We start from the raw sequence: 23,156 nt of genomic DNA, 5'->3' as shown, positions 1-23,156 counted from the left end.
GCCCCGGGCTGTCGTGACGGCCTGTCAGACTCCCGGCATGAAGGACACGGGGATGAACGGCTACCAGCGGATGGCCGAGCGGTTGTACGAGTTCGGTCTGACCACCCGCGCGCTGGCGGACGAGACGATCGAGTACGCCGCCGACTGGCCGGAGTTCCCGCCGGAGCGGCGGGAACGGGACCTGATCGCGGTGGCGGCCCTCTGCGAGGCGGTGGTCCAGGCCCACAGCGACGACGTGGACTTCGCGGAGGACGCCTACCGCGCGATCTTCCGAACGGCCGGGCGGCTGTCCGGCGGGGCGGTGACCGTCACCGACGTGGAGCTGGTCGGCGACGAGGACTCCCTTCGGAACCTGCGCTTCAAGGTCAACGGCGTGCCGAAGTGCTGGCCGATCGACCAGGAGTCGGACGACTACCTCGACCTGGCCGCCATCGCGGAGGGCATCGACGACCTCGCCCCGGGCGGCGGCGACCCCCGGGTCTTCCACCTCCTGCCGGGCGTGCGCCGCCACGACGACGACCACTACCTGCTGGCCACCCCGGAGCAGGCGGCCGCGCTGCACGCGGAGTTCGGCCTGCGGATCGAGGTCCGCGGCCCGGACGGGGAACTGCTGGGCGAGGCTCCGCCGCGGCGCCGGTAGCCCCCGCCCTCAGCGGCGGCCGCCGACGGCGAACAGCAGGATCACGAACCCGGCGAACAGGTGGGTGCCGGCGATGTAGACCAGGGCGCGGACGATCATCGCCCGGCGCCTGCTCCTCTCGTCGCGGACGGCGTCGCTCATGGCTGCTCCGGTGAGGTCGAACGGGCGGGTACAGGCGGGCGGGCGGGTACGGGCGAGCGGGTACGGGCAAGCGGGTACGGGCGAGCGGGTACGGGCGAGCGGGCGAGCGGATCGGGCGGGGCCTGGGCAGCGGCGGCGTCCGTCGGCCGTCAACCCGCCGCCCCCGTACCCGTACCCGCGCCCGCGCCCGTCGGCAGCTCCGCCCCGTCCAGGTGCCGCCGGGCGCAGGCGATCGCCTCGGGGGTGGTGGCGAACACCCGGCCCTGTTCGCGCAGCCGGTCCAGCACGCCGAGCGCGGCCAGCGGGCGGTGGTGTTCCGCGCGCAGGCCGGAGAGCAGCACCAGGGTGCCGCGCCGTTCGAGGGCGGCGATCGCGTCGCCCAGGACGACCGCGCCGCTGGCGTCGATCGCGCTGACCCGCGACATCCGCAGGATCGCGACCCGTACCCGGTCGGCGCCGGTGAGTTGCGGCAGGAAGCGGTGGGCGGCGGCGAACAGCAGCGGGCCGTCGATCCGGTAGGCGGCGACGTGCTCGGCGGGCAGCGCCCGCTCCTCCTCGCGGTGGCCGGCGGGCGGCGGTTCCTCGTGCAGCGGGACCTGTTCGACCCGGGCCGCCCGGGCCACCTCGGCCAGCGCCAGCGCCCCGGACAGCAGCAGGCCCACCACCACGGCCGTCACCAGGTCGAACGCCAGGGTCGCGGCGGCGGTCAGCGCCAGCACCGCCGTCGCGCCGCGCCCGCTGCGGGCCAGCGCCCGCAGCGAGCCGGTCTCGACCATCCGCACCGCGGTGGCGACCAGCACGCCGGCCAGGGCCGCCAGCGGGATGCCGGACACCAGCGGCGCGGCGGCGAACACGATCACCGCGAGCACCGCGGCGTGCACCAGCGACGCCAGCCGAGAGGCCGCGCCGGAGCGGACGTTGACGGCGGTCCGGGCGATCGCCCCGGTCGCGGCCACCCCGCCGAACAGCGGGGCCGCCAGGTTGGCCAGGCCCTGGCCGAACAACTCCCGGTCGCTGTCGTGTCGTTCGCCCGCGCCCATGGCGTCCGCGGCGGTCGCCGACATCAGCGACTCCAGCGCGGCGAGCGCCGCCACCGCGAGTGCCGAGGGCAGCAGCGCGGGCACGTCCGCGGCCTCGAAGAAGCCGAGCGAGGGGGCCGGGAGCCCGGCGGGCAGGTGGCCGATGGTCTCCACCGGCAGGTCCGCGCACCGGGCCAGCAGGGTGGCCGCGACCACCGCGAGCAGCGAGAACGGGACGGCGGGCCGCAGCCGGGAGCCGACCAGCAGCACGGCGGCCACCCCCAGCGCCAGGCCGAGCGCCGCCCAGTGCGGGGCGCCGAGGAAGGCGCCGGCCGCCCGGGCCGCGACCACCGCCGGGTTGTCGCCGCCCGGCTCGGGCACGCCGAGCGCGCCGGGCACCTGCTGGAGCGCGATCACCCCGGCGATGCCGACCGTGAAGCCCTCCACCACCGGCACCGGCACGTACGCCATCCACCGCCCGGCCCGGGCCAGCGCCAGCGCCACCAGCACCGCCCCGGCCAGCAGACCGACCGTCAGCACCCCGTCCACGCCGTAGCGGTGGACGATCGGCACCAGCACCACCGTCATCGCGCCGGTCGGCCCGGACACCTGGAGGTTCGACCCGCCGCACACCGCCGCCAGCGCGCCCGCCACCACGGCGGTGGCCAGCCCGGCCTCGGCGCCCGCGCCGGAGGAGATGCCGAAGCCGAGCGCGAGCGGCAGCGCGACGACGGCGACGGTCAGCCCGGCCGGCAGGTCCCGGCGCGGGGAGCGGCCCATGGCGGCGAGGGTCCGCCGGTTGGGCAGCACCGCCGCGAGGCGGTGCCGGACGGTGGTCACGGCCGGTCCGCCGGGGCGTCCGGCGGGAGTTCGATCCCGTGCTGCCCGGCGAGCCGCAGCAGTTCGGCGGCCCGCCCGGCGTAGGCCGGCGCGCCGTCCTCGTCCCCGGCGGCGCGCGCCTCGGCCTCGGAGTGCCTGGCTCGGACGAGTTGTTCGCGCAGTTCCCCGTCGAAGCTCCCGGTCACCGTCGCCCTCCTTCGGCCGTCCCGGCCCGGCCCGGCCCGATCGGGGCGTACCGGCTGCCGGTCCCACAGCAGGCATCATGTATGGACTTTACGAATTTCGCAAATCACAGTTTTGGCATACCGCAGGGCGCGGGACGGCCCCGGAGTGCACCGCGAAGGGGTGCGCCTCAGCCCCGGCCGCTCGTCCCGGTGGGCGCGCGCAGGCCGTCCAGCAGCTCGGCCTGCCCGGTGATCACGCCGCCCAGGATCTCCCGGGCCACCGCGAGCAGTTCGGCCACCCGCGGGCTGGTGAGGCTGTAGTGCACGGTGCTGCCCTCCCGCCGGGCGACCACCAGGTTGGCCCGGCGCAGCACGGCGAGCTGCTGCGACAGGTGCGCCGCCTCCACCCCGGTCTCGGGCAGCAGCTCGGCCACCGCGTGCGCGCGCACACTGAGCAGCTCCAGGACCCGAATCCGGACCGGGTGCCCGAGCGTCTTGAAGAACTCGGCCTTCACCTGGTACAGCGGCGTGCTGACCACCGGAGTCACGCGGGGGGTGTCGTCGCCCACATCCTCACCCCATCTCCGTCGAATCCTGGACGCCGCCGTCAGGCACGACCATAGCAACCGCACACCGCCACCGAGAGCGACCGCGGCACCACCCCGACCGGCCCCGACCGCGGCTCCGGGGGCGGGCCAGGAATTCCGCCGCCGCACATCCCGGCGGCCCTGACGCATCGCCATACCGCCGGCATCGCCACACCGCTCCGAAATGCGCAAAGGCCCTCCCGGATTACCCGGGAGGGCCTTTGCCATGGGGTGGAGCTGAGGGGATTCGAACCCCTGACCCCCTCGATGCGAACGAGGTGCGCTACCGGACTGCGCCACAGCCCCAACAAGAAAGAACTCTATCACCTCCGCGGAGGTCCTCGTGACCATGGTCGACGCGGTCCGGCGGCGGGGTGACGGGGGGACGCGAACGCCCCGGCGCGGGGGAGCGTTGCGGCCGGGGCGGGGGCGGGCGGGGTGGCTACTCGTTGGCGGCGCGGGGGCGGGTGGCCCAGTCCGCGGCGGCGGGGGGCTGGGCGGGGTCGCCGCCGTACTGGTCGTAGAGCGGGGTGGCCGGGCGGCCGGAGTCCCAGGTGTTGGGGGCGGAGAGGTCGAGGCCGCGGGTGGTGCGGGGGGCCACGGGGGCGGTGACGTAGGTGGGGAGGGGGACGGGGACGGGTTCCCAGGAGTCCGTTCCGGCGGCGGCCCGGGAGCGGACGCCGTCGGCCCACTCCTCGTGCTCGGTCGCCTCGGCCAGGACGGTGGCCCGGGTGGCGCCCGGGTCCGCGGTGGCGGCCGGTTCGGCGGCGGGCGCGGGGCGGTCCGCGGCGGGGGCGGCGGCCGGGCGGGCGGTCCGCTCGCGTTCGCGTTCGCGCAGCCGCTCGGCGGCCTGCGCGGCCCGGCCGCGGTCGAACTTGACCTCGTAGCGCTGCCGCTCCAGTCGGCGCAGGTGGCCGATGTAGAGGGTGAGCAGCACGCCGGGGACGGCGGGCACCCAGAGGAAGGCGAAGCCGGCCACCCCGGCGACCACGGCGCCCAGCGCGAAGGCCAGGAACAGCATGGTGACCATCCGCCGCCGCCGGGCGAGCAGCAGGGCCCGCCGCTCGGCGGAGCGCCGGTCACCGTGCTCCCGCTCGCGCTCGCGCTCGCGTTCCCGCTCGGCGCGGCCCTCGGCGGGCTTCGCCGTCGCGAGCGGCTCGGCCGCCGGTTCGGCGACCTGCTCGGCCGCGGGCCCGGCGCCCGGCCCGGCGGCCCGGGTGGGCACGTCGGCGGGATCGGGCGCGGGACCGGGCTCGCGCCCGGAGGCGGGGGCTGGATCGGCGAGGGCCCCGTCCGGGTCCTGCCCGGCGGGGTGCTGCTGGTCGGCGGTCTGGTCGCCGAGGGCTCGGGCCGCGCGCCGCTCCATGGCCGATCGACCGGCCAGCAGGCGGATCGCGGTACTGAAGCGTTCCGTCGGACGCGACTCGTTGAGCTCGTCCTGCCTGCGGAGCCACATCGGCACCAGATAGGCAGCCCAGGCCCCTACGATGACCGCGTAGATAAGGCCGCTACTGCTCACGTTTCACACGGTACGGGCGCGGGCGAAGGCACTGCAGCAATTTGGCGCGGCGTGTCGTGTGATCAAGCTGATTCTCAGACTATTTTGCCGGTATTTGTGGCGGCTCGCCCCGGCCCCGATGCCATATCGATATCAATTTCGAACAAGTATTCAATTATCCTGCGGCGGCCGGTTCCTGAGGGCGTGCCAGCGCCGCAGCAGCCCGTCGGCGGCCTCCTCGGCGGTGAGCGCGTACACCAGGTGGTCGCGCCAGTCGCCGTCGATGTGCAGGTAGCGCGGGCGCACCCCCTCCTCGCGGAAGCCGAGCTTCTCCACCACCCGGCGGCTGGGCCGGTTCTCCGGGCGGATGCAGACCTCGACCCGGTGCAGGCCCAGGTCGCGGAAGCAGTGGTCGACGGCGAGCGCGACGGCGGTGGGCACGATGCCGCGTCCGGCGACCGCCTCGTCCACCCAGTAGCCGACGTTGGCGGAGCACATCGAGCCCCAGGTGATCCCGCCGACCGTCAACTGGCCGACCAGGCGGCCCTGGTGGAGCAGGACGAAGGGCAGCATCCGGCCCGCCGCGGCCTCGGAGCGCAGGTAGCGGACCATCTGCCGGTAGGTGGGCCGGGGCAGCGGGGCCCGGCCGGGCGGGGCGGGCGGGACGGTGGCCTCCCAGCGGCGCAGCCAGTCCCGGTTGCGGCGGCTGACCTCCTGCCACTCGGCCTGGTCGCGGCGGCGGATGGGCCGCAGCAGGATGTCCCCTTCGGCCAGTTCGACGGGCCAGCCGGCGTTCAGTGGGCGCTCCCGGAGGGATCGGTGGGTCGCGGGTGGTCGCCGCCGGCCAGCTGGTCGACGGCGTGCGGCAGCAGCGGGGCGAGCACGGCCAGGCCGTCGCGGACGCCGCCGGTGGAGCCGGGCAGGTTGACGATCAGGGTGCGTCCGGCCAGGCCCGCCAGGCCGCGGGAGAGCGCCGCGGTGGGCACCCCGTCCCGGCCGTGCGCGCGGATCGCCTCGGGGATGCCTGGGATCGGCCGGTCGAGCACCCGGGCGGTCATCTCGGGCGTGAGGTCCTGCGGCGAGATGCCGGTGCCGCCGGTGGTGAGCACCACGTCGTACCCGGCGGCGACGGCCTCGCGCAGGGCGGCCTCGACCGGCTCCCCGTCCGGGACGACGACCGGCCCGTCGGCGGTGAAGCCCATCGCGCGCAGTCCGGCGACCAGCAGCGGGCCGCCCCTGTCCTCGTACACGCCGGCCGAGGCCCGGTTGGAGACGGTGACGGCGAGCGCCCTCACTTGGCGTCCTCCCGGTGCCAGTCGCCGCTCTTGCCGCCGGTCTTGCTGAGCACCCGGACGTCCTCGATGGCGGCGGCCTTGTCGACGGCCTTGACCATGTCGATGACGGTGAGCGCGGCGGTGGCGACGGCGGTGAGCGCCTCCATCTCGACGCCGGTGCGGTCGGCGGTGCGGACGGTGGCGGTGATCTCGACGGCGGTGTCCGTGACGGCGAGGTCGACGGTGGTGCCGGTGAGCGCGATCGGGTGGCAGAGCGGGATCAGCTCGGGCGTCCGCTTGGCGCCCATGATCCCGGCGATCCGGGCCACCGCGAGGGCGTCGCCCTTGGGGACGCCCTCGCCGCGCAGCAGTTCCACCACCCGGGGGGAGACCCGGACGCGGCCGGCCGCCACCGCGACCCGGGTGGTGGCGGCCTTCGCGGAGACGTCGACCATCCGGGCGGCGCCGGTGTGGTCGACGTGCGTGAGGCGGTCGCCGGGGGGTGTGTCGGTCACGAGTGGCTCCAGTGGCACGGTGCGAATCTCGCGCTACCGTACAGCCCCGTTCCGGTCAGTCCGTGAGAAGGACCACGTCGACGGCGCTTCCGGCGGGCAGCGCGGTGACGTCCTCGGGGACGGTGATCAGGCAGTCGGCCTTCGCCAGCGCTCCGACCAGGTGCGATCCCTCGCCGCCGACCGGGCCGACGGTGCCCGCCGCCGGGTCGTACCGGCCGCGCAGGAACTGCCGCCGCCCGGCCGGGGAGCGCAGCGCGACGGTGGTCGCGGCGCGCACCACGGGGCGGTGCACGTCGGGGGCGCCGAGCATGGTGCGGATGACCGGGCGGACGAACAGCTCGAAGGAGATGTAGGCGCTGACCGGGTTGCCGGGCAGCGCGAGCAGCGGCACCCCGGCGCCCCCGCCGATCCGGCCGAAGCCCTGCGGCTTGCCGGGCTGCATCCGCAACCGGCGGAAGTCGACGCCGCCGTAGTCCGCGAACACCTCCTTGACCACGTCGTACGCGCCGACCGAGACGCCGCCGCTGGTGACGATCAGGTCGGCCCGGCCGAGCTGGTCCTCCAGCACGGCGCGCAGCACGGCCGGCTCGTCGGGGACGCCGCCGACCCGGTAGGCGACGGCGCCGGCGGCGATCGCGGCGGCGGTCAGGGTGAAGGAGTTGGAGTCGTGGATCCGGCCCGGGCCGGCGCTCTCGCCGGGCTGGACGAGTTCGGTGCCGGTGGAGAGCACGACCACCCGGGGGCGGGGCGCGACCCGGACGGTGCCGCGGCCGACCGCGGCGAGCAGGCCGAGCTGGGTGGGGCCGAGCACGGTGCCGGCCTCCAGCACGGTGTCGCCCGCGGTGACGTCGCTGCCCCGGCGGCGGATGTGCGCACCCTCGGCGACCGGGCGCAGCACCCGGACCTCCTCGTCCGCGACGGGCGCGCCCATCGCGTCGGCGGCCTGCCCGGTGCCGGTGCCGCCGTCGGTCCACTCGACCGGGGCGACGGCCTCGGCGCCGGGCGGGACGGGGGCGCCGGTCATGATCCGGGCGGCCTGGCCGGGGCCGACCTTGGGCAGTTCGGCGGCGCCCGCCGCGATGTCGCCGACCACGGCGAGCACCGACGGGTACGGCCCGGTGGCGCGCACGGTGTCGGCGGTGCGCAGCGCGTAGCCGTCCATCGAACTGTTGTCGAAGGGCGGCAGGTCGTCGTCGGCCCGCACGTCCTCGGCGAGCCGGCAGCCCTGGGCGTCCAGCAGTTGCAGTTCGATGGGCGGCAGCGGGGCGACCGCGGCCAGGACGTCGGCGAGGTGCTCGTCGACGGTCCACAGCCGCGGCGCGGCCGGGGAATCGGCCTCCGCGCAGCAGGGGTCGTGCTTCCCGGTCATCGCCTCACGCTCGCCTTCTACCGCCTTCTACGCCGGTCTTCGTGGTGGGTCGGCTCCGCCTTCGCGGTGGGTCGGCCCCGCGCCCGGGTCAGCCCCGCGCGGGTCAGCCCTGCATCTCGGTGGCCACGAACTGCCGCAGCCAGCCGCGGAACTCGGGGCCGAGGTCCTCGCGCTCGGCGGCCAGCCGGACGATCGCCCGCAGGTAGTCGGCGCGGTCGCCGGTGTCGTAGCGGCGGCCCTTGAACAGCACGCCGTGCACCGGCCCGCCGGCGGACTCGTCGCGGGTGGCCAGCTCGCGCAGCGCGTCGGTCAGCTGGATCTCGCCGCCGCGGCCGGGCGGGGTCTCGCGCAGCACGTCGAAGACGGCCGGGTCGAGGACGTAGCGGCCGATCACGGCGTAGTGGGAGGGGGCGTCGGCGGTGTCGGGCTTCTCGACCAGGTCGGTGACCTGGAAGACGTCCTCGCCGAAGCCGTTGGCCTTGACGGCGGCGCAGCCGTACAGGTGGATCTGCGCGGGGTCGACCTCCATCAACGCGACGACGGAGCCGCCGAGTTCCTGCTGCACCTCGATCATCCGCGACAGCAGCGGGTCGCGCGGGTCGATCAGGTCGTCGCCCAGCAGGACGGCGAACGGCTGGCCGGCGACGTGCTGTTCGGCGACCGAGACGGCGTGGCCGAGGCCCTTCGGGTCGCCCTGGCGGACGTAGTGCATGCTGGCGAGCTGCACGGACTCCTGCACCCGGCGCAGCCGCTCCTGGTCGCCCTTGCGGCTGAGCAGCTCCTCCAGCTCGTAGGCGCGGTCGAAGTGGTCTTCCAGAGCACGCTTGTTGCGACCGGTGACCATCAGTATGTCGGACAGGCCCGCGGCGGAGGCCTCCTCGACGACGTACTGGATGGCCGGCTTGTCGACGACCGGGAGCATCTCCTTGGGCGTGGCCTTGGTGGCGGGGAGGAACCTGGTACCGAGGCCGGCGGCCGGGACGACTGCCTTGGTGACCGGCTGGCGGGCGTGCTTGTTCGTCATGCGTCGACCTTACTGAGGCGGGCATCCCACCCCGCTGGGAGCGGCGTGAAACGATGGTCAGGGCCTGTCACCGGTCGGGCCCGGGCCGACGGTGGTCGCATGCGGGGTGAGGGGTCCCCCGCCGGGGCCGGAAGACACCTTACCGGGCGCCGGTGAAGCGTCCGGACCGGCCGGCTCGGGCGGGAGCCGCTCGGTGGAGCGCCAGCGGTCGCCGCCCGCGGCGCGCGCGGCGGCCAGCGCGCGGTCGGCGGCCCGCAGCAGGACGGCGGAGTGCGCGCCGTCCCGGGGCAGCACGGCCAGGCCGACGGAGGCGGTCAGGCCGCTGCGCTCGCCCGGGTCGGCGCTCTCGCCGGGGTGACGGTCGGTCAGCCGGTGGCGGCGCACCGACCAGCACAGCCGCTCGGCGACCTGGGCGGCGCCCTCCGGGCCGGTGTCGGGCAGCAGCGCCAGGAACTCCTCGCCGCCGTACCGGCCCAGGGTGTCGCAGCCGCGGATCTCCATCGCCAGGCGCTGGGCGAGGTCCCGGAGCATCGCGTTGGCGCGGGCCCGGCCGTGCTCGGCGACCACCGCGTCGAACCCGGCGACCTCGATCATCAGCACCGCCAGCGGCCGGGGGTCGATCGCGGTGGCCTCGGCCCGGCGGGCCCGTTCGATCTCGCGGTCCAGGGTGAGCTGGAGGTGCCGGTAGTTCCACACCCCGGTCAGCGGGTCGCAGGAGGCGGTGCGGACCAGTTCGTCGCGTTCCGCCGTCAGTTCCGCGATCTTCGCCAGGAGTTCCGCCTCCCGACCGCCCCGCTCGGCCCGGTCCCGCCGCCGGCGCAGCGCGAGGACGCCGGCGGCGGCCGGGGCGGCCGCACCGAGCGCGGCCAGGGCCTGGAGCAGGAGGGGGGTGGGCATGGGGCGGCCTCGGGGCGTGTCAGGCTCGTGTCAGTGCACGGAACGGAGCTGGAGGGAATCGAACGGTGACTGCGGATCGGTTGTCCAACGACAAGGCGGCGCTGAGGTCACGCCTGCTGGCCGAACGACGGGCGCTCGACGCGGCCGAACGCACCGCCGCGGCCGGGGCGCTGGCCCGGCACGCCGCCGCGCTGGTGCCGCCGGGCGGCACCGTCGCGGCGTACGTCTCGGTCGGCGCGGAGCCCGGCACCCGCCCGCTGCTGGCCGCGCTCGCCGGGGCGGGCGTCCGGGTCCTGCTGCCGGTGCTGCTGCCGGACAACGACCTGGACTGGGCGCCGTACGAGGGCGAGGACCGCCTCTCCCCCGCCGGCCGCGGCCTGCTCGAACCCACCGCGCCCCGGCTCGGCCCGGACGCCGTCCTGGGCGCCGACGTGGTCCTGCTGCCCGGCCTGGCCGTCGACCCGCGCGGCACCCGGCTCGGCCGGGGCGGCGGCTCCTACGACCGGGTCCTGGCCCGCCTGACCCGGGCCGGGGCCCGCCCGCTTCTGGCCACCCTGCTCTACCCGGGCGAGCTGCTCCCGGCCCTCCCGGCCGAACCCCACGACCTGCCGGTGCACGCGGTGGTGACGCCGGAGGGCGTGACGCGCTTCTAGGCCCTGTCCGGAGGCCGGGGAGCGGCCCCCGGCGGTCCGCTCCCCGGCCTCCGGAGACGCGTGCCGCCGGGCGCCGGGCGCCGGGCGTCCGCACTAGTTGGTCAGGGTGAGGGTGTCCTTGCCCGCCTTGGCGACCGCGTCCTTGGTGTAGGCCCAGGGCAGGAGTTGGCCGGAGGCCCACAGGTCGGTCTGGTCGTTGTAGTGGAGGTGGAAGGCGTGGCCGGAGGCGCCGCCGACGTTGATCCAGCGGGAGGCGTCGAAGTCGCTGAGGTCGACGACCATCCGCATGGAGGGAATCCAGTCGACGTCGTAGCCGGCGGCGGCGTTCCAGCCGGTGGCGTCGACGGCGGCGCTGCCGCCGGAGAGCTTGTAGGGGCCCCGGTTGAGCAGCTTGTGGACGACGCCGGAGGCGATCGAGGAGTCGTCGCTGCCGAGGGTGGGCTCCTGGAGGGTGAGCTGGTGCAGGCGGCCCCAACTCCAGGTGGAGATGTCCTTGCTGAGGCGCGAGGTGAGGTCCTGGCGGGCGTCCTTGAGCGCTTCGGCGAGCAGGTTGCCGAGCCCGTGCTGCTGCTGGTGGTCGGAGTCGATGTAGTCCCACCAGGGCGAGTCGGGGGTGGCGAGCTGCTGGCGGACGACCTCCATCCAGCGGTCGCCGCCGTCCGGCTGGGCCTGCGCGGGCTCGCGGGTGCCGCACTCGGTGACGGCCTGCGCGGCGCCGCCGAGGGCGTCGTCGGGCAGGGTGTTGTCGCGCTTCTGGCGCACCAGCAGGCAGTCGCCCTCGACCCGGAGGTCGGCGGGGAACTTCTGGCCGAAGGCGAGGGTGAGCAGGGCCCGCCAGACGCCGTTGTAGTAGGCGGCGGCGGCGGAGTCGGCGTCCTGGTGGTAGTTCCAGTCCTTGAGCAGGTCCTGGGCCTCGCGCACGTACGGGTCGTCGATCTTGACCTTGAGCAGCAGCGGGACGAGCTCCTTGGCCATCACGCTGGTGTTGTCGAGCTGCATGGACTGCATGTCGTCCAGCGAGACCTTGCCGCCGTTCTTGAGCTTGGCCTGGATCTGGTCGGTGATCTCCTTGGCGCGGGTGCCGTACTCCCAGTCGGTGGTGAGCGTCGGCTTGTAGCTCTGGTCGACGACGGCCTGGTTGGCCGTGACGATGTAGCCCTCGGGCGGGTTGTACGCGTAGGGCAGCGACTTGAACGGGAGGAAGGCGGTGTTCCAGGCGTACGCGGGGTCCCAGCCGGGCGAGGGGTAGCGGCCGTCGTTCTTCTTGCCGCGGACCGGGATCAGGCCGGGGGCCTGGTAGCCGATGTTGCCCTTGGTGTCGGCGTAGATCAGGTTCTGCGCGGGGACGGCGAAGTCCTTGGCGGCGGCCCGGAAGGACGTGAAGTCGGTGGCCCGGTCGATCGCGAAGACGGCGTCCATGGTGTGGCCGGGGACGAGCGCGGTCCAGCGCAGCGCGACGGCGTAGCCGGCCGCCCGGTCGGGGGCGGCGTTGCCGGCCGGGGCGTACCGGCCGACCTTCTGCTCCTCGGAGGACTGGTCGGAGATCAGCGGCATGCCGTCCTGGGTGGTGCGGACGGTGATGGTGCGGTCCTCGCCCCCGGCCACCTTGATGGTCTCCTTGCGGACGGTGAACTTCACGTCCTTGCCGTCGTAGAGGTAGGTGTCGGGGCCGGTGACCTTCTCCAGGTACAGGTCGGTGACGTCGGCGCCGAGGTTGGTGAAGCCCCAGGCGATGTCCTTGTTGTGGCCGATGACCACGCCGGGCATGCCGGCGAAGGTGTAGCCGGCCGCGTCGTAGCCGCAGGTGGCGGAGACGGTGCGGCAGTGCAGGCCCATCTGGTACCAGATGGACGGCATGCCGGGGCCGAGGTGCGGGTCGTTGGCGAGCATCGGCAGGCCGGTGGTGGTGTGGGCGCCGGCCACCACCCAGGAGTTGGAGCCGATGCCCTGGCCCTGCGGGCCGAGCAACTGCGGCAGCGCGCCGACCTGCTGGGACAGGCCGCTCAGCAGCGCCTGGGTGGCGGCCCGGGCCTGGGAGCTCTCGGCCGGGGCGGAGCCGCCGGCCGGCGGGGGCACGGTGTCGCCGGCGCCGGGGGTGTAGGTGCCGTCGGCGGAGACCTTGCCGGTCTTCACGATGGTGCCGTTGCGGTCGTACGGGTACCCGGGGTAGAGCTGGTCGATCTGCTCGGCGGTGAAGTCCTGGGCGAGCAGCGAGCGGTCGATCTCCTCCTGCATGTTGCCGGACAGGCTCCAGGCCATCGCCTTGAGCCAGGCCACCGAGTCGATCGGGTCCCACTTCTCGGGCCGGTAGCCGGAGTTGACCGTGCCGAGCAGCGCGTACTCCAACGAGGCGCCGGCCCCGCCGGGGTGCTCGGCGAGCCAGGCGTTGACGCCCTCGGTGTAGGCGGTCAGGTTGCGCTTGGTCTCCTCGGAGAGGACCTCGTTCCACTCCTTCTCGGCGACCTCGCGCCAGCCCATGGTGCGCAGGAAGGTGTCCTGCTCGACCGAGGAGGAGCCGAACATCTCGGAGAGCCGGCCGGAGGTGATGTGCCGGCGGACGTCCATCTCCCAGAACCGGTCCTGGGCCTGCACGTAGCCCTGGGCGCGGAACAGGTCGGCGTCGGTGTCGGCGTACAGCTGCGGGACGCCCTTGTCGTCGCGGACCACGTCCACCGGCGCGGACATGCCGGCCACCTTGACGGTGCCGCTGACCTGCGGGAAGGAGGACCGGACGGTGTCCACCGCCCACCAGCCGCCGCCTACCAGACCCGCCACCAGCAGCACGGCGAGCAGGATCATGATCAGACGTGCGCGCCGGAACTTCTTCGAGCGGGGCATCCGAGTCCTTGTATGAGGGAGCGTGCGGCCGTGACAGGTCACCACATTAGGGCGAGCGCACCGGCGGCCGTGCACGGGGGACGCCCCGGCGGTTCGACGGCACCGCAGGGACCTTACCGGGTGCGGCCGGGCGGAGGGGCTGGCGTAAAGATCAAGTAAAATGTTAGGATGAGTAACGATCTGCCAGAAGCCCCCTCCCTGCCCCGAGGTGCCCCTGCGTGACCGTTGACCACCTGAACACCCTGCTGCTCGAGTCCGCCGTGATCCTGCTGTTCGCCGTCGTGGCGGTGCGGATCTCCACCCGCTCGGGGCTGCCCTCGCTGCTGATCTACCTCGGCATCGGCGTCGCCCTCGGCCAGAACGGCATCGGCATAAGCTTCAACAACGCCGAGCTCACCCAGGTCCTGGGCTACGCCGCCCTGGTGGTCATCCTCGCCGAGGGCGGGCTCAAGACCAGCTGGCGGTCCATCAGGCCGGTGGTCCCGGCCGCCGCCGTGCTGGCCACCCTGGGCGTCGCGGTCTCCGTGTTCGTCACGGCCGCCGGCGCGCACTGGCTGGTCGGCCTGGAGTGGCGCACCGCGCTGCTGCTCGGCGCGATCGTCTCCTCCACCGACGCCGCGGCGGTCTTCTCGGTGCTGCGGATGGTCCCGCTGCCCAAGCGGCTGACCGGCCTGCTGGAGGCCGAGTCCGGCTTCAACGACGCGCCCGTGGTGATCCTGGTGGTCGCCTTCGCCGCCACCGGCGAGCTCGACCCCTGGTACGTGCTGGTCGGCACCATCATCGTCGAGCTGGTGGTCGGCGGGGCGGTCGGCTATGCGGTCGGCAAGCTCGGCGCGTACGCGGTGCGCCGGGTCGCGCTGCCCTCCTCCGGCCTGTACCCGATCGCGGTGCTGGCGCTGATCGTGCTCGCCTACGCGGGCGGCTCGCTGCTGCACGCCTCCGGCTTCCTCGCCACCTACGTCGCCTCGGTGATCCTCGGCAACTCCAAGCTGCCGCACGGCCCCGCGGTGCGCGGCTTCGCCGACGGGCTGGCCTGGATCGGACAGATCGGCATGTTCGTGGTGCTCGGCCTGCTGGTGACGCCCACCAGCATGGGCGCGGCGGTCGTGCCGGGCCTGGTGGCCGGCGCGGTGCTGGTGTTCGTCGCCCGGCCGCTGTCGGTGCTGCTGACCATGACGCCGTTCCGGGTCCCCTGGCAGGAGCAGGCGCTGCTGTCCTGGGCCGGGCTGCGCGGCGCGGTGCCGATCGTGCTCGCCACCATCCCGCTGGTGTCCGGCGCGACCGACGCCCAGCAGCTGTTCAACGTGGTCTTCATCCTGGTCGTGGTCTTCACCCTGCTCCAGGGCCCGACCCTGCCGCTGGTCGCCAGGTGGCTGCGGATCGGCGAGGGCGACATCGGCCAGGACCTGGGCATCGAGTCCGCCCCGCTGGAGAAGCTGCACGGCCACCTGCTCTCCGTCCACCTCGCCCCCGGCTCCCGGATGTCCGGCGTCGAGGTCTCCGAGCTGCGGATGCCCAAGGGCGCCGCCGTCACCCTGGTGGTCCGCGAGGGCTCCAGCTTCGTGCCGGACCGGACGACGGTGCTGCGCGAGGGCGACGAACTGCTGGTGGTCACCACCGACGAGGTCTCCGAGGCCGCCGAGCGCCGGCTGCGCGCCGTCGACCGCGGCGGCAAGCTCGCCGGGTGGCTGGAGCACGCGGAAGGCCCGTCCGCCGTTTCGCGGACGTCCCGCCGGGCGCCCTCCCTCGCCAGGAAGCCTTCCGTCGCCGGGAAGGCTTCTCTCGCCGGGAAGCCTTCCATCGCCAGGAAGAAGACCGGCTGAACCGCTAAGCTGAAGGCCGGAACACCCCGATACATCCGATACACCCGCTTTTCCGTATCTGCCTGATGCAGAGTCGGCGCGACCGCTCGGCGGCCGGGCCCCGCGGCACCTCGCCCGGGCCCGGTAACAACCCCGGTCGACGCGCGAGAGGACGACTCTCGGCGCCGGACCGGTCCCCACCCCCGACCGCGGCGCTACCAGGCAGCAGAGAGGACCGACCGTGGCGGCGCGCCGACCGGTCGACGACACCACCACCCACGGCTCCGGCTACGGGGCGCTGCTGCGCACCCCCGGCGCCTGGACCTTCCTGCTCCCGGCGCTGGTCGCCCGGCTGCCGTACGCCATGCTCAGCCTCGGCGTCGTGCTGCTGGTCCACGACACCACCGGCTCCTACGGCCTGGCCGGCGCGGTCGCCGCGGCCGCCGCCGTCGCGCAGGCCCTGATCGGCCCGCAGACCGGGCGGCTCGCCGACCGCCACGGCCAGGCCGCGGTGCTGGTCCCGGCCGTGCTGGTGCACGCCGGGGCGGTCGCCGCGCTGATCGTGCTGGCCCACGCCGGCGCCCCCGACTGGACGCTGTTCCTGGCCGCCGCGCCGGCCGGTGCGGCGGTGCCGCAGGTAGGCGCGATGGTCCGGGCCCGCTGGGTGCACCGGCTGGGCGGGCGGCCGGCCCTGATGAACACCGCCTTCGCCTTCGAGTCCGTCACCGACGAGTTCACCTTCGTCCTCGGCCCGATGCTGGCCACCGGCATCGCCACCCTGGTCAACCCGTCCGTCGGGCTCACCGCCGAGGCCGCCCTGACCCTGCTCGGCGGCCTCGCCTTCGCCGCCCGCCGGGACACCGCGCCCGCGCCCACCGGGCCCGCCGCCCCCGGCCACCGGCGGGTCTCCGCGCTCTCCTCCCCCGGCGTGCGCCTGCTGGCCGGGGCCTTCCTCGGCCTCGGCACCGTCTTCGGCACCCTCCAGGTCTCGATCACCGCCTTCGCCGAGGACGCCGGCTCCGGCGGGCTCAGCGGCCTGGTCTACGGCCTGTTCGCGGCCGGGTCGATGGTGGCCGGCGTGCTCTACGGCCTGGTCCCCTGGCGCTCCACCCCCCGGCGGCGGATGATCGCCTGCTACGCGCTGCTGGTGCTCGGCTGCTCCACCCTGTGGGCGATGCCCAACCTGGCCGCGCTGACCGCGGCCGGCCTGTTCTGCGGCCTGGCCATCGCGCCCACCCTGATCACCGGCTACACCCTGGTGGAGACCCTGGTCGCGGACGGCGCCAAGACCGAGGCGTTCACCTGGCTCACCGGCGCGATCGGCCTGGGCCTGGCGCTCGGCTCCACCGCCGCCGGGCAGCTGATCGACCGCTCCGGGCCCTCGCTGGGCTTCACCGTCGCCCTGGCCGGCTCCGGCCTCGGCCTGGTGGCGCTCGTCACGATGCGCCGCCTGCTCGCCGTTCCGGCCCCCGCGCCCCGTACCGTGGCCCGGGGAGGCGCGGTCCGCGAGGAGCCGGTCGGTGCGGCCCGCCACGGCTGAGCCGCTGGACTCCTCCAGCGGAATGCCGCATCATGGACCGTCGTTAGCACTCATAGCGTGAGAGTGCCAGGGGGAGTGCAGGAGGAAGCGGAAAGTGCCCACGTACCAGTACCAGTGCACCGAGTGCGGCAACGGCCTCGAGGCGGTGCAGAAGTTCAGCGACGACGCGCTGACCACGTGCCCCGACTGCCAGGGGAAGCTCCGCAAGGTCTTCTCGGCCGTGGGCGTGGTCTTCAAGGGCTCCGGCTTCTACCGCACCGACAGCCGCTCCAGCTCCAGCAGCTCGGTGGGCTCGTCGTCGACCTCGACGTCCCCGTCCTCCTCGCCTGCCTCGTCCGGCGGCGGCACCTCGTCCTCCTCGACGGGCTCCGGCAGCTCCGGCTCCAGTTCCAGCTCCAGCAGCTCCGCCTCCAGCGCGAGCTGACCGCGGCGCTCCGCGGACACCGGGTCCCGCGCGGGCCCGGTGTTCCGCGCTGACGGTACGGACTGCGGCGGCCGTTCCCCGTCCCGCCGCGGCCGCTCTCAACCGGACGGCTCCCGGACCTCGCTCCACACCGTCTCCCTCGCGACCCCGCCGTTGCGCGACGGGGGCGAGCGGCGGTGCCCCCAGCGGTCGCCCAGCGCGAGGGCCTCCAGCACCCCGAGTTCGTCCGGCGCGGGCCCGCCCAGGTGGAGTTCGACCCGGTAGCCGCCGGGGACGGTGGTCAGCCGGGCCTCCCCGCCACCGGCCGCCGCCAGCTTCTCGCCGATCGCCCACGCCCGGTCCCGGGCGGCCTGCCGCGCCTCCGCCTCCCCCACCGGATCAGTGCGGACGGCCGGACGCGACGAGGACCGCCGGCGCCGCCACCCGGACTCCGGACGTGACCCTCCGGGCTCCGCCACGCTCACCGCCGCTCATGAGGCGACCTCCAGTGCGGGACGGTCCTCGGAACCGGGCCGGACGAAGGACAGGTCGCCGCGCAGGAGGGCGAGTTCGAGCAGCGCCTCGGCCAGCCGCTGCACCCACGGCAGCCCGGCGCACCCCAGCGCGACGCCGCCGGACTCCGGCGGCACCTCGGCCCGGTAGACCGGCGACAGCCCCGGCGGCGGATCGAGTCGGGCCAGCCGGAACGCCCGTTCCAGCAGGTCGGCGGCCTGTTCGGAGTCGGCGAACCCTGCGCGCAGAAAGCGCCGGAGGGCATCGACCGCCTCCGGTGGCTGTCCGGTGTACAACACGTGCATCCCTTCGTTCGGGTATCGGGTGTCGGGTGGGCGGGACGACCGGCCGGTCAGGCCGCGTCCGGTGCTTGGGCCCCGTCGCGGTCGACGCAGCGCGGGCACCGGCAGGCCGGCCAGACCAGCGCGGAGACCAGCGGCAGGAAGAGCTCCTCGTCGGACGTGCAGGACGAGACCTGCACCCGGGCTCCGTCGGCCCGCACGGTGTAGACCCGGATCGTCAACTTCGCTTTCGGCTCCGGGCCCTGGTGGTTCGGCATGGCGATCGACCTCACGGCTGGTTGAGCTGTGCAAGGGGAGTTCGGAGAGCGCTCACGCCCCCTCGGACGGCCCGGACCGCGCGCACGCCTGGAGCGAGCCCCCACGCGCCGGTCACCGTCCGCTTCTTTCTGCGTTCTCTGCGTCACAAGCATCGGCAGGAACGGCTACGCTCACCAGAGCTTGACCGTTGACTGTTCCGGCCCGTCAAAGGGGGACAACCATGGAAACCGGCAACGAAGTTGATGTGGTGACATCTCCCGCCCTGCGCTTCGGCCGGGAACTTGCCAGGTCACGGGCAGCTCGTGGGTGGTCGCAGGTCAGGTTGGCCGCACACATGGGCTATACGAACGGCTACATCTCGCTCATCGAACGAGGTAAGCGGGCCCTGACTTTTACTTTCGCTGTAAAAGCCGACGAGGTGTTCGGCACCGGTTCGCGATTCCAGGAACTCTGGCGGCTCTACTCGAACGCGAGTCTGGTGGAAGGGTTCACGGAGTACGTCGAAGCAGAGGCGAGGTGCCGGATGCTCCGCACTTTTGAGTTGGGCATCGTTCCGGGGCAGCTTCAGACGCCCGCCTACGCCTCGGCCTTGGCGATGGCGGCGGTGCAGCGTGGAGACATCACCGAAGCCCAGGCGGAGGCGCGAGTATCTTTCCTGTTGAACCGCCAACAGATCTTCCAACGCCCTACCGCACCTATCGTCCACGCGGTGCTGGACGAGGGGTGCATCCGTCGGGTCATAGGCGGACCCGAAGTCATGGCGAACCAACTTGCGCATCTTGAGGCCATGGCAGCGAGCCCTCACATCGTGCTGCAGATCGCTCCGTTCACACTGGGCGAGTGGGCACCGTTCAGAACGTCGGTAGTCCTGCTCACCCTGCCCGACAGGTCGGTGCTCGGCTATGCGGAATCCCTGGCCCGAGGACATGTGGAGCGGAACCGGGAGACTGTTGCCTCCTGGTCCAAGCGCTACGATCGGCTTCTGGTGGAGTCCCTCCCAACGGCCCCTTCACTAGCCATGATCCGAACTGCTCGGAAGGAACTCGCATGACCCACATCGACCTGCACAATGCCCAGTGGGTGAAGAGCAGCCACAGCTCCGACGGTGGCAACTGCGTCGAGTTCACGCCGGAGTTCACCGCCACCCACGGCATCGTCCCCGTCCGCGACTCCAAGGACCCCCACGGCCCCGCCCTCCTCTTCGCCACCGACGCCTTCGCTGCCTTCGTCACGGCGATCAAGACCGGAAACCTCGAATCGATCTGACCCGGCACCAGAACCACCGAGCCCCGCAGTCCGGCCACTTGGGCGCGTGGGGCTTCTTCATGCCCGATAACGGGAAACCTCACCCCGTCGCTTCCACCCCGAAGTACGATCGCCAGCGCCGAGCAGCCCTACCGGCCCACCACTGCAATCGCCACGGGAGGAACTCGCATGACACCCCTCGACCTGCACAATGCCCAGTGGGTGAAGAGCAGCCACAGTACCGACGGTGGCAACTGCGTCGAGTTCACGCCGGAGTTCACCGCCACCCACGGCATCGTCCCCGTCCGCGACTCCAAGGACCCCCACGGCCCCGCCCTCCTCTTCACCGAGCCCGCCTTCACCGCCTTCGTCACGGCGATCAAGACCGAGCGCTTCCAAGGCATCTGACTTAAAACCAGTACCGCGTAGCGCGCAGCCAAGCCACTCAGGCGCACGGGGCTTCTGCGCATCCCAATCCGGGAAGCCTCCCCTGGCTCACGCCACGATCGCCGCAGGAGGAACTCACATGTCCCACATCGATCTGCCCAATGCTCGATGGGTGAAGAGCAGCTACAGCTCTGACGGCGGAGAATGCGTCGAGTTCGCGCCCGAGTTCACCGCCGCCCATGGCATCGTTCCGGTCCGCGACTCCAAAAACCCGCACGGCCCCGCCCTGCTCTTCGACGAGGCTTCCTTCACCGCCTTCGTCACGGCGGTCAAGACCGGCCACTTCACCGAGGTCTGACCCACCGGCCTCGCAGGTCGGCGCGGTCCGTCTGCGGGCTCCATCGCACCGGAAGTCGGGAAATCTCTCCTGACGTGCTCCGCCCCGAAAGCACGATCGCCAGCGCCAAGCGGCTCCGCCGGCCGCCACAGCAACCCGCCACGGGAGGAACTCGTATGACCCACATCGATCTGTCCAGCGCCCGGTGGGTGAAGAGCAGTTACAGCGGCAATGGCGGCAACTGCGTCGAGTTCGCACCCGCGTTCAGCGCCACCCACGGCATCGTCCCAGTCCGCGACTCCAAGGACCCCCACGGCCCCGCCCTGCTCTTCGCCACCGACGCCTTCGCCGCCTTCGTCACGGCGGTCAAGTCCGGCTGCTTCCACGAGGTCTGACGTACCGCCGGGAACCGCCGATCCGTTGCCGACGGGGGCGGGTTACGCGGGTTCCTCCGGACGGTAGGGGCGGATGGGGCTGGATGGCGTAGGGGGTCGCTCGGTGGGGTGAGGTCGGTTTTCCACAGGGGCGGGTTTTCCACAGGGTGGGGGAATGCGGGGCGGGGTGGTCCGGGTGGGTCGCAGGATGGCTGTGGCGGCTCCGTCCGGGGTCGTGTGCTTCGTTCTGGAGGGCCCTGTCGTGACCTCTTTCGTGCTGCCCGCCGTGCTCGTTCCGCCGCGTCGTGAGGTGCCTGATTTCCCGCCGATCCTTGGTGTCGGGTCGAGGTGCCACCGCTTGTGGCGGGCGTTGCGGCGGGGTTCCGGCCTGCTTGCCGTGGCCTGTCTGGCGCTGTCCGCCGTGCTGCTCTGCGGGGCGCCGCCGCCCGGGTCGGGGGCGGCGGGTGGGGTGGTCGGCTGTGCTCGGGCGTCAACCTGATGGTGGGGGGGTTCACCCGTGACCTTCGGGGGCGTCCGCCGTTCGACGCGGCATGAAAGGCTTCAAGGAATTCCTGCTCCGCGGCAACGTGGTGGACCTGGCCGTCGCCGTCGTCATCGGCGCGGCCTTCACCAGCGTCGTCAACGCGTTCGTCAAGGGCGTGATCAACCCGCTGGTCGGTCTGTTCGGCACCAAGGACCTGGCCGCCTACAGCTCCTGCCTCAAGGGGCCGTGCACGGTGGACGACGCCGGCAACGTCACCTCGGGCATCTTCATCCTCTGGGGCTCGGTGCTCAGTGCCGCGCTCAGCTTCCTGATCACGGCCGCCGTCGTGTACTTCCTGCTGATCCTGCCGATGAACCACTTCATGCGGAAGCGCAAGTCCGTGGAGGACGAGGCGCTGGACGTCGAACTGAAGGAGGTCGAACTGCTCGCCGAGATCCGCGACGCGCTGGTGCGCCGCGGCTGATCCCGCCGTTCCCGCTACTTCTCGCCGTGGTGCGGGGGCCGCTGGCTGCGGTACCAGTCCAGCCCCCGCTCCTCCGAGGTGTCGCCCCAACCGCGGTCGGTGTCGTCGGAGGTCTGCTGGTCGAACGGGTCGGTGAAGACCAGTCGGGGCCGGGGGCGGCCGGTCTCGGGCCGGGGCTCGGGCTTCTGCGCGTCCGGGGAGGTCATGCCTCCACTGTAGGACCGCCGCGGGCCCCGGCGGCCCGCCCGCCGGGGCGGGCTACGCCGCCTCGAAGCCCGCGTGGTCGGCGATCTTCTTGAGTTCGGCGAGGGCGTGCTTCTCGATCTGGCGAATCCGCTCGCGCGTCAGGCCGTGCTGCTTGCCGACCTCGGTGAGCGTCCGCTCGCGGCCGTCCTCCATGCCGTAGCGGCTGCGGATGATGGAGGCGGTGCGGTCGTCGAGGCGGCCGATCAGGTCGTCCAGCTCCTCGCGGCGCATCATCACCATGACCGCGTCCTCCGGGGAGACCGCGCCGGTGTCCTCCACCAGGTCGCCGAACTGGGTCTCGCCCTCGTCGTCGACCGACATGTTGAGACTGACCGGGTCCCGGGCCCAGTCCAGGACGTCCTTGACCCGCTGCTCGGTGGTGTCCAGCTCGGCGGCGATCTCGGCGGGATCGGGCTCGCGGCCCAGCTCCTTGGCCTTCTCGCGCTGGACCCGGCGAATCCGGCCGAGCTCCTCGACCAGGTGGACGGGCAGCCGGATGGTGCGGGACTGGTCGGCAATGGAGCGGGTGATCGCCTGCCGGATCCACCACGTCGCGTAGGTGGAGAACTTGAAGCCCTTGGAGTAGTCGAACTTCTCCACCGCGCGGACCAGGCCGGCGTTGCCCTCCTGGATCAGGTCGAGCAGCGGGAGGCCGCTGCGCGGGTAGCGGCGGGCGACGGCGACGACCAGGCGCAGGTTGGAGCGGATGAAGACGTCCTTGGCGCGCTCGGCGTCGTCGGCTATCGCCTGGAGCTCCTCGGTGGTGACGCCGTCGGGCCGCTCCTCCTCGTCGAGCAGGTGCTGGGCGAAGACCCCGGCTTCGATGCGCAGGGACAGCTCGACCTCCTCGGCGGCGTCGAGCAGGGGTGTCCTGGCGATTTCGTCGAGGTACATGCCGACCAGGTCGCGGTCGGCTTCGAGGTTGGTCGGGCGGGCGGTGCGAGTCCGATCGGCCCTGTCGCGTACGACGGCACGGGTGGCCATGCTTGCTCCCTCACTGACGCTGCCGGGGGCGCTCCGTTCCGCCACTCGGCACAACCGTGTGGGCCCGTTCGTGGCTCACACGTAACGATCCAACGCACAGAAAACGGACAACATTCCCAAGTGGCTCAGCTTTCCACCGGTGATGCAGTATCCTGCCGGTTTTCACTCGAACGATAGACGGAGCGTGACGCGCCCCGCACGGTGCGCACCGGACGATCGGCACCGAATCCGTGCGGGGCCTTCGCGGCACGTCCGCACAACCGATGCCGAATCGCGATCGGACCAGCGCCGGTTCGCCTCCTGCCGCTGGGAAGGTTTCTGTCATGCACCAGCCCATC

General features: G+C 73.2%; 27 protein-coding genes, 1 tRNA gene and 1 pseudogene. 11 read left to right on the top strand and 18 right to left on the bottom strand.

Annotated elements, in window-relative coordinates:
• Positions 1 to 37: 37 nt before the first annotated feature.
• Positions 38 to 640 (top strand): hypothetical protein, encoded by a 603-nt coding sequence (locus tag QMQ26_RS21255; RefSeq protein WP_282202355.1) that lies wholly within the window; start codon positions 38 to 40, stop codon positions 638 to 640.
• A 9-nt stretch (positions 641 to 649) separates the two neighbouring features.
• Here the strand turns inward: QMQ26_RS21255 and QMQ26_RS21250 are convergent, their stop codons facing one another.
• From QMQ26_RS21250 to QMQ26_RS21195, 12 genes are all read right to left on the bottom strand, one after another.
• Positions 650 to 781, bottom strand: coding sequence for a DUF6126 family protein (locus tag QMQ26_RS21250; RefSeq protein WP_282202354.1), 132 nt, complete (start codon positions 779 to 781; stop codon positions 650 to 652).
• 149 nt (positions 782 to 930) lie between these two features.
• The gene (locus QMQ26_RS21245; RefSeq protein ID WP_282206579.1) at positions 931 to 2,580 is read right to left on the bottom strand and encodes a SulP family inorganic anion transporter; all 1,650 of its coding nucleotides are present in this window, start codon (positions 2,578 to 2,580) and stop codon (positions 931 to 933) included.
• 56 nt (positions 2,581 to 2,636) lie between these two features.
• Positions 2,637 to 2,825 carry a hypothetical protein gene (locus tag QMQ26_RS21240; RefSeq protein ID WP_282202353.1) on the bottom strand — a complete coding sequence of 63 codons (189 nt, stop codon included), beginning with the start codon at positions 2,823 to 2,825 and terminating at the stop codon, positions 2,637 to 2,639.
• A 167-nt stretch (positions 2,826 to 2,992) separates the two neighbouring features.
• Positions 2,993 to 3,352 (bottom strand): ArsR/SmtB family transcription factor, encoded by a 360-nt coding sequence (locus tag QMQ26_RS21235; RefSeq protein WP_282202352.1) that lies wholly within the window; start codon positions 3,350 to 3,352, stop codon positions 2,993 to 2,995.
• A gap of 271 nt (positions 3,353 to 3,623) precedes the next feature.
• Positions 3,624 to 3,697 (bottom strand) — tRNA-Ala (locus QMQ26_RS21230).
• Positions 3,698 to 3,833: 136 nt separating this feature from the next.
• A complete protein-coding gene (sepX, locus tag QMQ26_RS21225) occupies positions 3,834 to 4,910 on the bottom strand; it encodes a divisome protein SepX/GlpR (RefSeq protein WP_282202351.1) in 1,077 nt (358 codons plus the stop codon).
• Between the two features lie 150 nt (positions 4,911 to 5,060).
• Positions 5,061 to 5,687 (bottom strand): GNAT family N-acetyltransferase, encoded by a 627-nt coding sequence (locus QMQ26_RS21220; RefSeq protein WP_100836651.1) that lies wholly within the window; start codon positions 5,685 to 5,687, stop codon positions 5,061 to 5,063.
• Positions 5,684 to 6,184, bottom strand: a complete 501-nt coding sequence (locus QMQ26_RS21215) for a MogA/MoaB family molybdenum cofactor biosynthesis protein (RefSeq protein WP_100836652.1) — start codon at positions 6,182 to 6,184, stop codon at positions 5,684 to 5,686. Before QMQ26_RS21215 ends, QMQ26_RS21220 begins: the two co-directional genes overlap by 4 nt.
• The gene (gene moaC, locus QMQ26_RS21210; protein WP_233533806.1) at positions 6,181 to 6,618 is read right to left on the bottom strand and encodes a cyclic pyranopterin monophosphate synthase MoaC; all 438 of its coding nucleotides are present in this window, start codon (positions 6,616 to 6,618) and stop codon (positions 6,181 to 6,183) included. The genes QMQ26_RS21215 and moaC overlap by 4 nt, the downstream gene beginning before the upstream one ends.
• A 115-nt stretch (positions 6,619 to 6,733) precedes the next feature.
• Positions 6,734 to 8,047, bottom strand: coding sequence for a molybdotransferase-like divisome protein Glp (gene glp, locus QMQ26_RS21205; protein ID WP_282202350.1), 1,314 nt, complete (start codon positions 8,045 to 8,047; stop codon positions 6,734 to 6,736).
• Positions 8,048 to 8,150: 103 nt separating this feature from the next.
• Complete coding sequence (gene galU / locus QMQ26_RS21200) at positions 8,151 to 9,071, bottom strand: UTP--glucose-1-phosphate uridylyltransferase GalU (RefSeq protein WP_282202349.1); 921 nt, start codon at positions 9,069 to 9,071, stop codon at positions 8,151 to 8,153.
• Between the two features lie 57 nt (positions 9,072 to 9,128).
• Positions 9,129 to 9,968, bottom strand: a complete 840-nt coding sequence (locus tag QMQ26_RS21195; RefSeq protein WP_100836656.1) for a GGDEF domain-containing protein — start codon at positions 9,966 to 9,968, stop codon at positions 9,129 to 9,131.
• Positions 9,969 to 10,033: 65 nt separating this feature from the next.
• Here QMQ26_RS21195 and QMQ26_RS21190 point away from each other — a divergent pair, with 65 nt between their 5' ends.
• The gene (locus tag QMQ26_RS21190) at positions 10,034 to 10,621 is read left to right on the top strand and encodes a 5-formyltetrahydrofolate cyclo-ligase (RefSeq protein WP_282202348.1); all 588 of its coding nucleotides are present in this window, start codon (positions 10,034 to 10,036) and stop codon (positions 10,619 to 10,621) included.
• A 93-nt stretch (positions 10,622 to 10,714) separates the two neighbouring features.
• On the opposite strand, the gene QMQ26_RS21185 is transcribed toward QMQ26_RS21190, so the two are convergent.
• Positions 10,715 to 13,459 carry a penicillin acylase family protein gene (locus QMQ26_RS21185; RefSeq protein ID WP_282202347.1) on the bottom strand — a complete coding sequence of 915 codons (2,745 nt, stop codon included), beginning with the start codon at positions 13,457 to 13,459 and terminating at the stop codon, positions 10,715 to 10,717.
• Between the two features lie 218 nt (positions 13,460 to 13,677).
• Between QMQ26_RS21185 and QMQ26_RS21180 the strand changes: the two genes are divergently transcribed.
• From QMQ26_RS21180 to QMQ26_RS21170, 3 genes are all read left to right on the top strand, one after another.
• Positions 13,678 to 15,282: a potassium/proton antiporter gene (locus tag QMQ26_RS21180; RefSeq protein WP_282202346.1), complete on the top strand. Its 1,605-nt coding sequence runs from the start codon at positions 13,678 to 13,680 to the stop codon at positions 15,280 to 15,282.
• 220 nt (positions 15,283 to 15,502) lie between these two features.
• Positions 15,503 to 16,801: an MFS transporter gene (locus tag QMQ26_RS21175; protein WP_282202345.1), complete on the top strand. Its 1,299-nt coding sequence runs from the start codon at positions 15,503 to 15,505 to the stop codon at positions 16,799 to 16,801.
• A gap of 94 nt (positions 16,802 to 16,895) precedes the next feature.
• On the top strand, positions 16,896 to 17,225 hold the full coding sequence (locus QMQ26_RS21170; RefSeq protein ID WP_282202344.1) for an FmdB family zinc ribbon protein: 330 nt from the start codon (positions 16,896 to 16,898) through the stop codon (positions 17,223 to 17,225).
• A gap of 98 nt (positions 17,226 to 17,323) precedes the next feature.
• On the opposite strand, the gene QMQ26_RS21165 is transcribed toward QMQ26_RS21170, so the two are convergent.
• From QMQ26_RS21165 to QMQ26_RS21155, 3 genes are all read right to left on the bottom strand, one after another.
• A complete protein-coding gene (locus QMQ26_RS21165; protein WP_282202343.1) occupies positions 17,324 to 17,599 on the bottom strand; it encodes a hypothetical protein in 276 nt (91 codons plus the stop codon).
• A 96-nt stretch (positions 17,600 to 17,695) separates the two neighbouring features.
• On the bottom strand, positions 17,696 to 18,022 hold the full coding sequence (locus QMQ26_RS21160; protein WP_282202342.1) for a hypothetical protein: 327 nt from the start codon (positions 18,020 to 18,022) through the stop codon (positions 17,696 to 17,698).
• A gap of 47 nt (positions 18,023 to 18,069) precedes the next feature.
• Positions 18,070 to 18,276 carry a hypothetical protein gene (locus tag QMQ26_RS21155; protein WP_282202341.1) on the bottom strand — a complete coding sequence of 69 codons (207 nt, stop codon included), beginning with the start codon at positions 18,274 to 18,276 and terminating at the stop codon, positions 18,070 to 18,072.
• 221 nt (positions 18,277 to 18,497) lie between these two features.
• Here QMQ26_RS21155 and QMQ26_RS21150 point away from each other — a divergent pair, with 221 nt between their 5' ends.
• The 6 genes and pseudogenes from QMQ26_RS21150 to mscL all read left to right on the top strand — a co-directional run.
• Entirely contained in the window at positions 18,498 to 19,328 is an 831-nt protein-coding gene (locus tag QMQ26_RS21150) for a helix-turn-helix domain-containing protein (RefSeq protein ID WP_282202340.1), read from the top strand.
• On the top strand, positions 19,325 to 19,543 hold the full coding sequence (locus QMQ26_RS21145) for a DUF397 domain-containing protein (protein WP_282202339.1): 219 nt from the start codon (positions 19,325 to 19,327) through the stop codon (positions 19,541 to 19,543). The genes QMQ26_RS21150 and QMQ26_RS21145 overlap by 4 nt, the downstream gene beginning before the upstream one ends.
• Positions 19,544 to 19,711: 168 nt before the next feature.
• On the top strand, positions 19,712 to 19,930 hold the full coding sequence (locus tag QMQ26_RS21140; RefSeq protein ID WP_282202338.1) for a DUF397 domain-containing protein: 219 nt from the start codon (positions 19,712 to 19,714) through the stop codon (positions 19,928 to 19,930).
• Positions 19,931 to 20,048: 118 nt separating this feature from the next.
• On the top strand, positions 20,049 to 20,267 hold the full coding sequence (locus QMQ26_RS21135; RefSeq protein ID WP_282202337.1) for a DUF397 domain-containing protein: 219 nt from the start codon (positions 20,049 to 20,051) through the stop codon (positions 20,265 to 20,267).
• A 155-nt stretch (positions 20,268 to 20,422) separates the two neighbouring features.
• On the top strand, positions 20,423 to 20,641 hold the full coding sequence (locus tag QMQ26_RS21130) for a DUF397 domain-containing protein (RefSeq protein ID WP_282202336.1): 219 nt from the start codon (positions 20,423 to 20,425) through the stop codon (positions 20,639 to 20,641).
• A 530-nt stretch (positions 20,642 to 21,171) separates the two neighbouring features.
• Positions 21,172 to 21,582, top strand: a pseudogene (gene mscL, locus QMQ26_RS21125) (large conductance mechanosensitive channel protein MscL); the annotation flags it as partial.
• Between the two features lie 20 nt (positions 21,583 to 21,602).
• On the opposite strand, the gene QMQ26_RS21120 reads toward mscL, so the two are convergent.
• Together QMQ26_RS21120 and QMQ26_RS21115 are read right to left on the bottom strand one after the other, a co-directional pair.
• Positions 21,603 to 21,794, bottom strand: a complete 192-nt coding sequence (locus tag QMQ26_RS21120) for a hypothetical protein (protein WP_100836668.1) — start codon at positions 21,792 to 21,794, stop codon at positions 21,603 to 21,605.
• 52 nt (positions 21,795 to 21,846) lie between these two features.
• A complete protein-coding gene (locus tag QMQ26_RS21115) occupies positions 21,847 to 22,818 on the bottom strand; it encodes a sigma-70 family RNA polymerase sigma factor (RefSeq protein ID WP_100836669.1) in 972 nt (323 codons plus the stop codon).
• Positions 22,819 to 23,156: the final 338 nt, after the last annotated feature.

The organism is Kitasatospora fiedleri, assembly GCF_948472415.1.
In the GTDB taxonomy this organism is placed as follows: domain Bacteria; phylum Actinomycetota; class Actinomycetes; order Streptomycetales; family Streptomycetaceae; genus Kitasatospora; species Kitasatospora fiedleri.
This window is presented reverse-complemented; position numbering and strand designations above follow the sequence as displayed.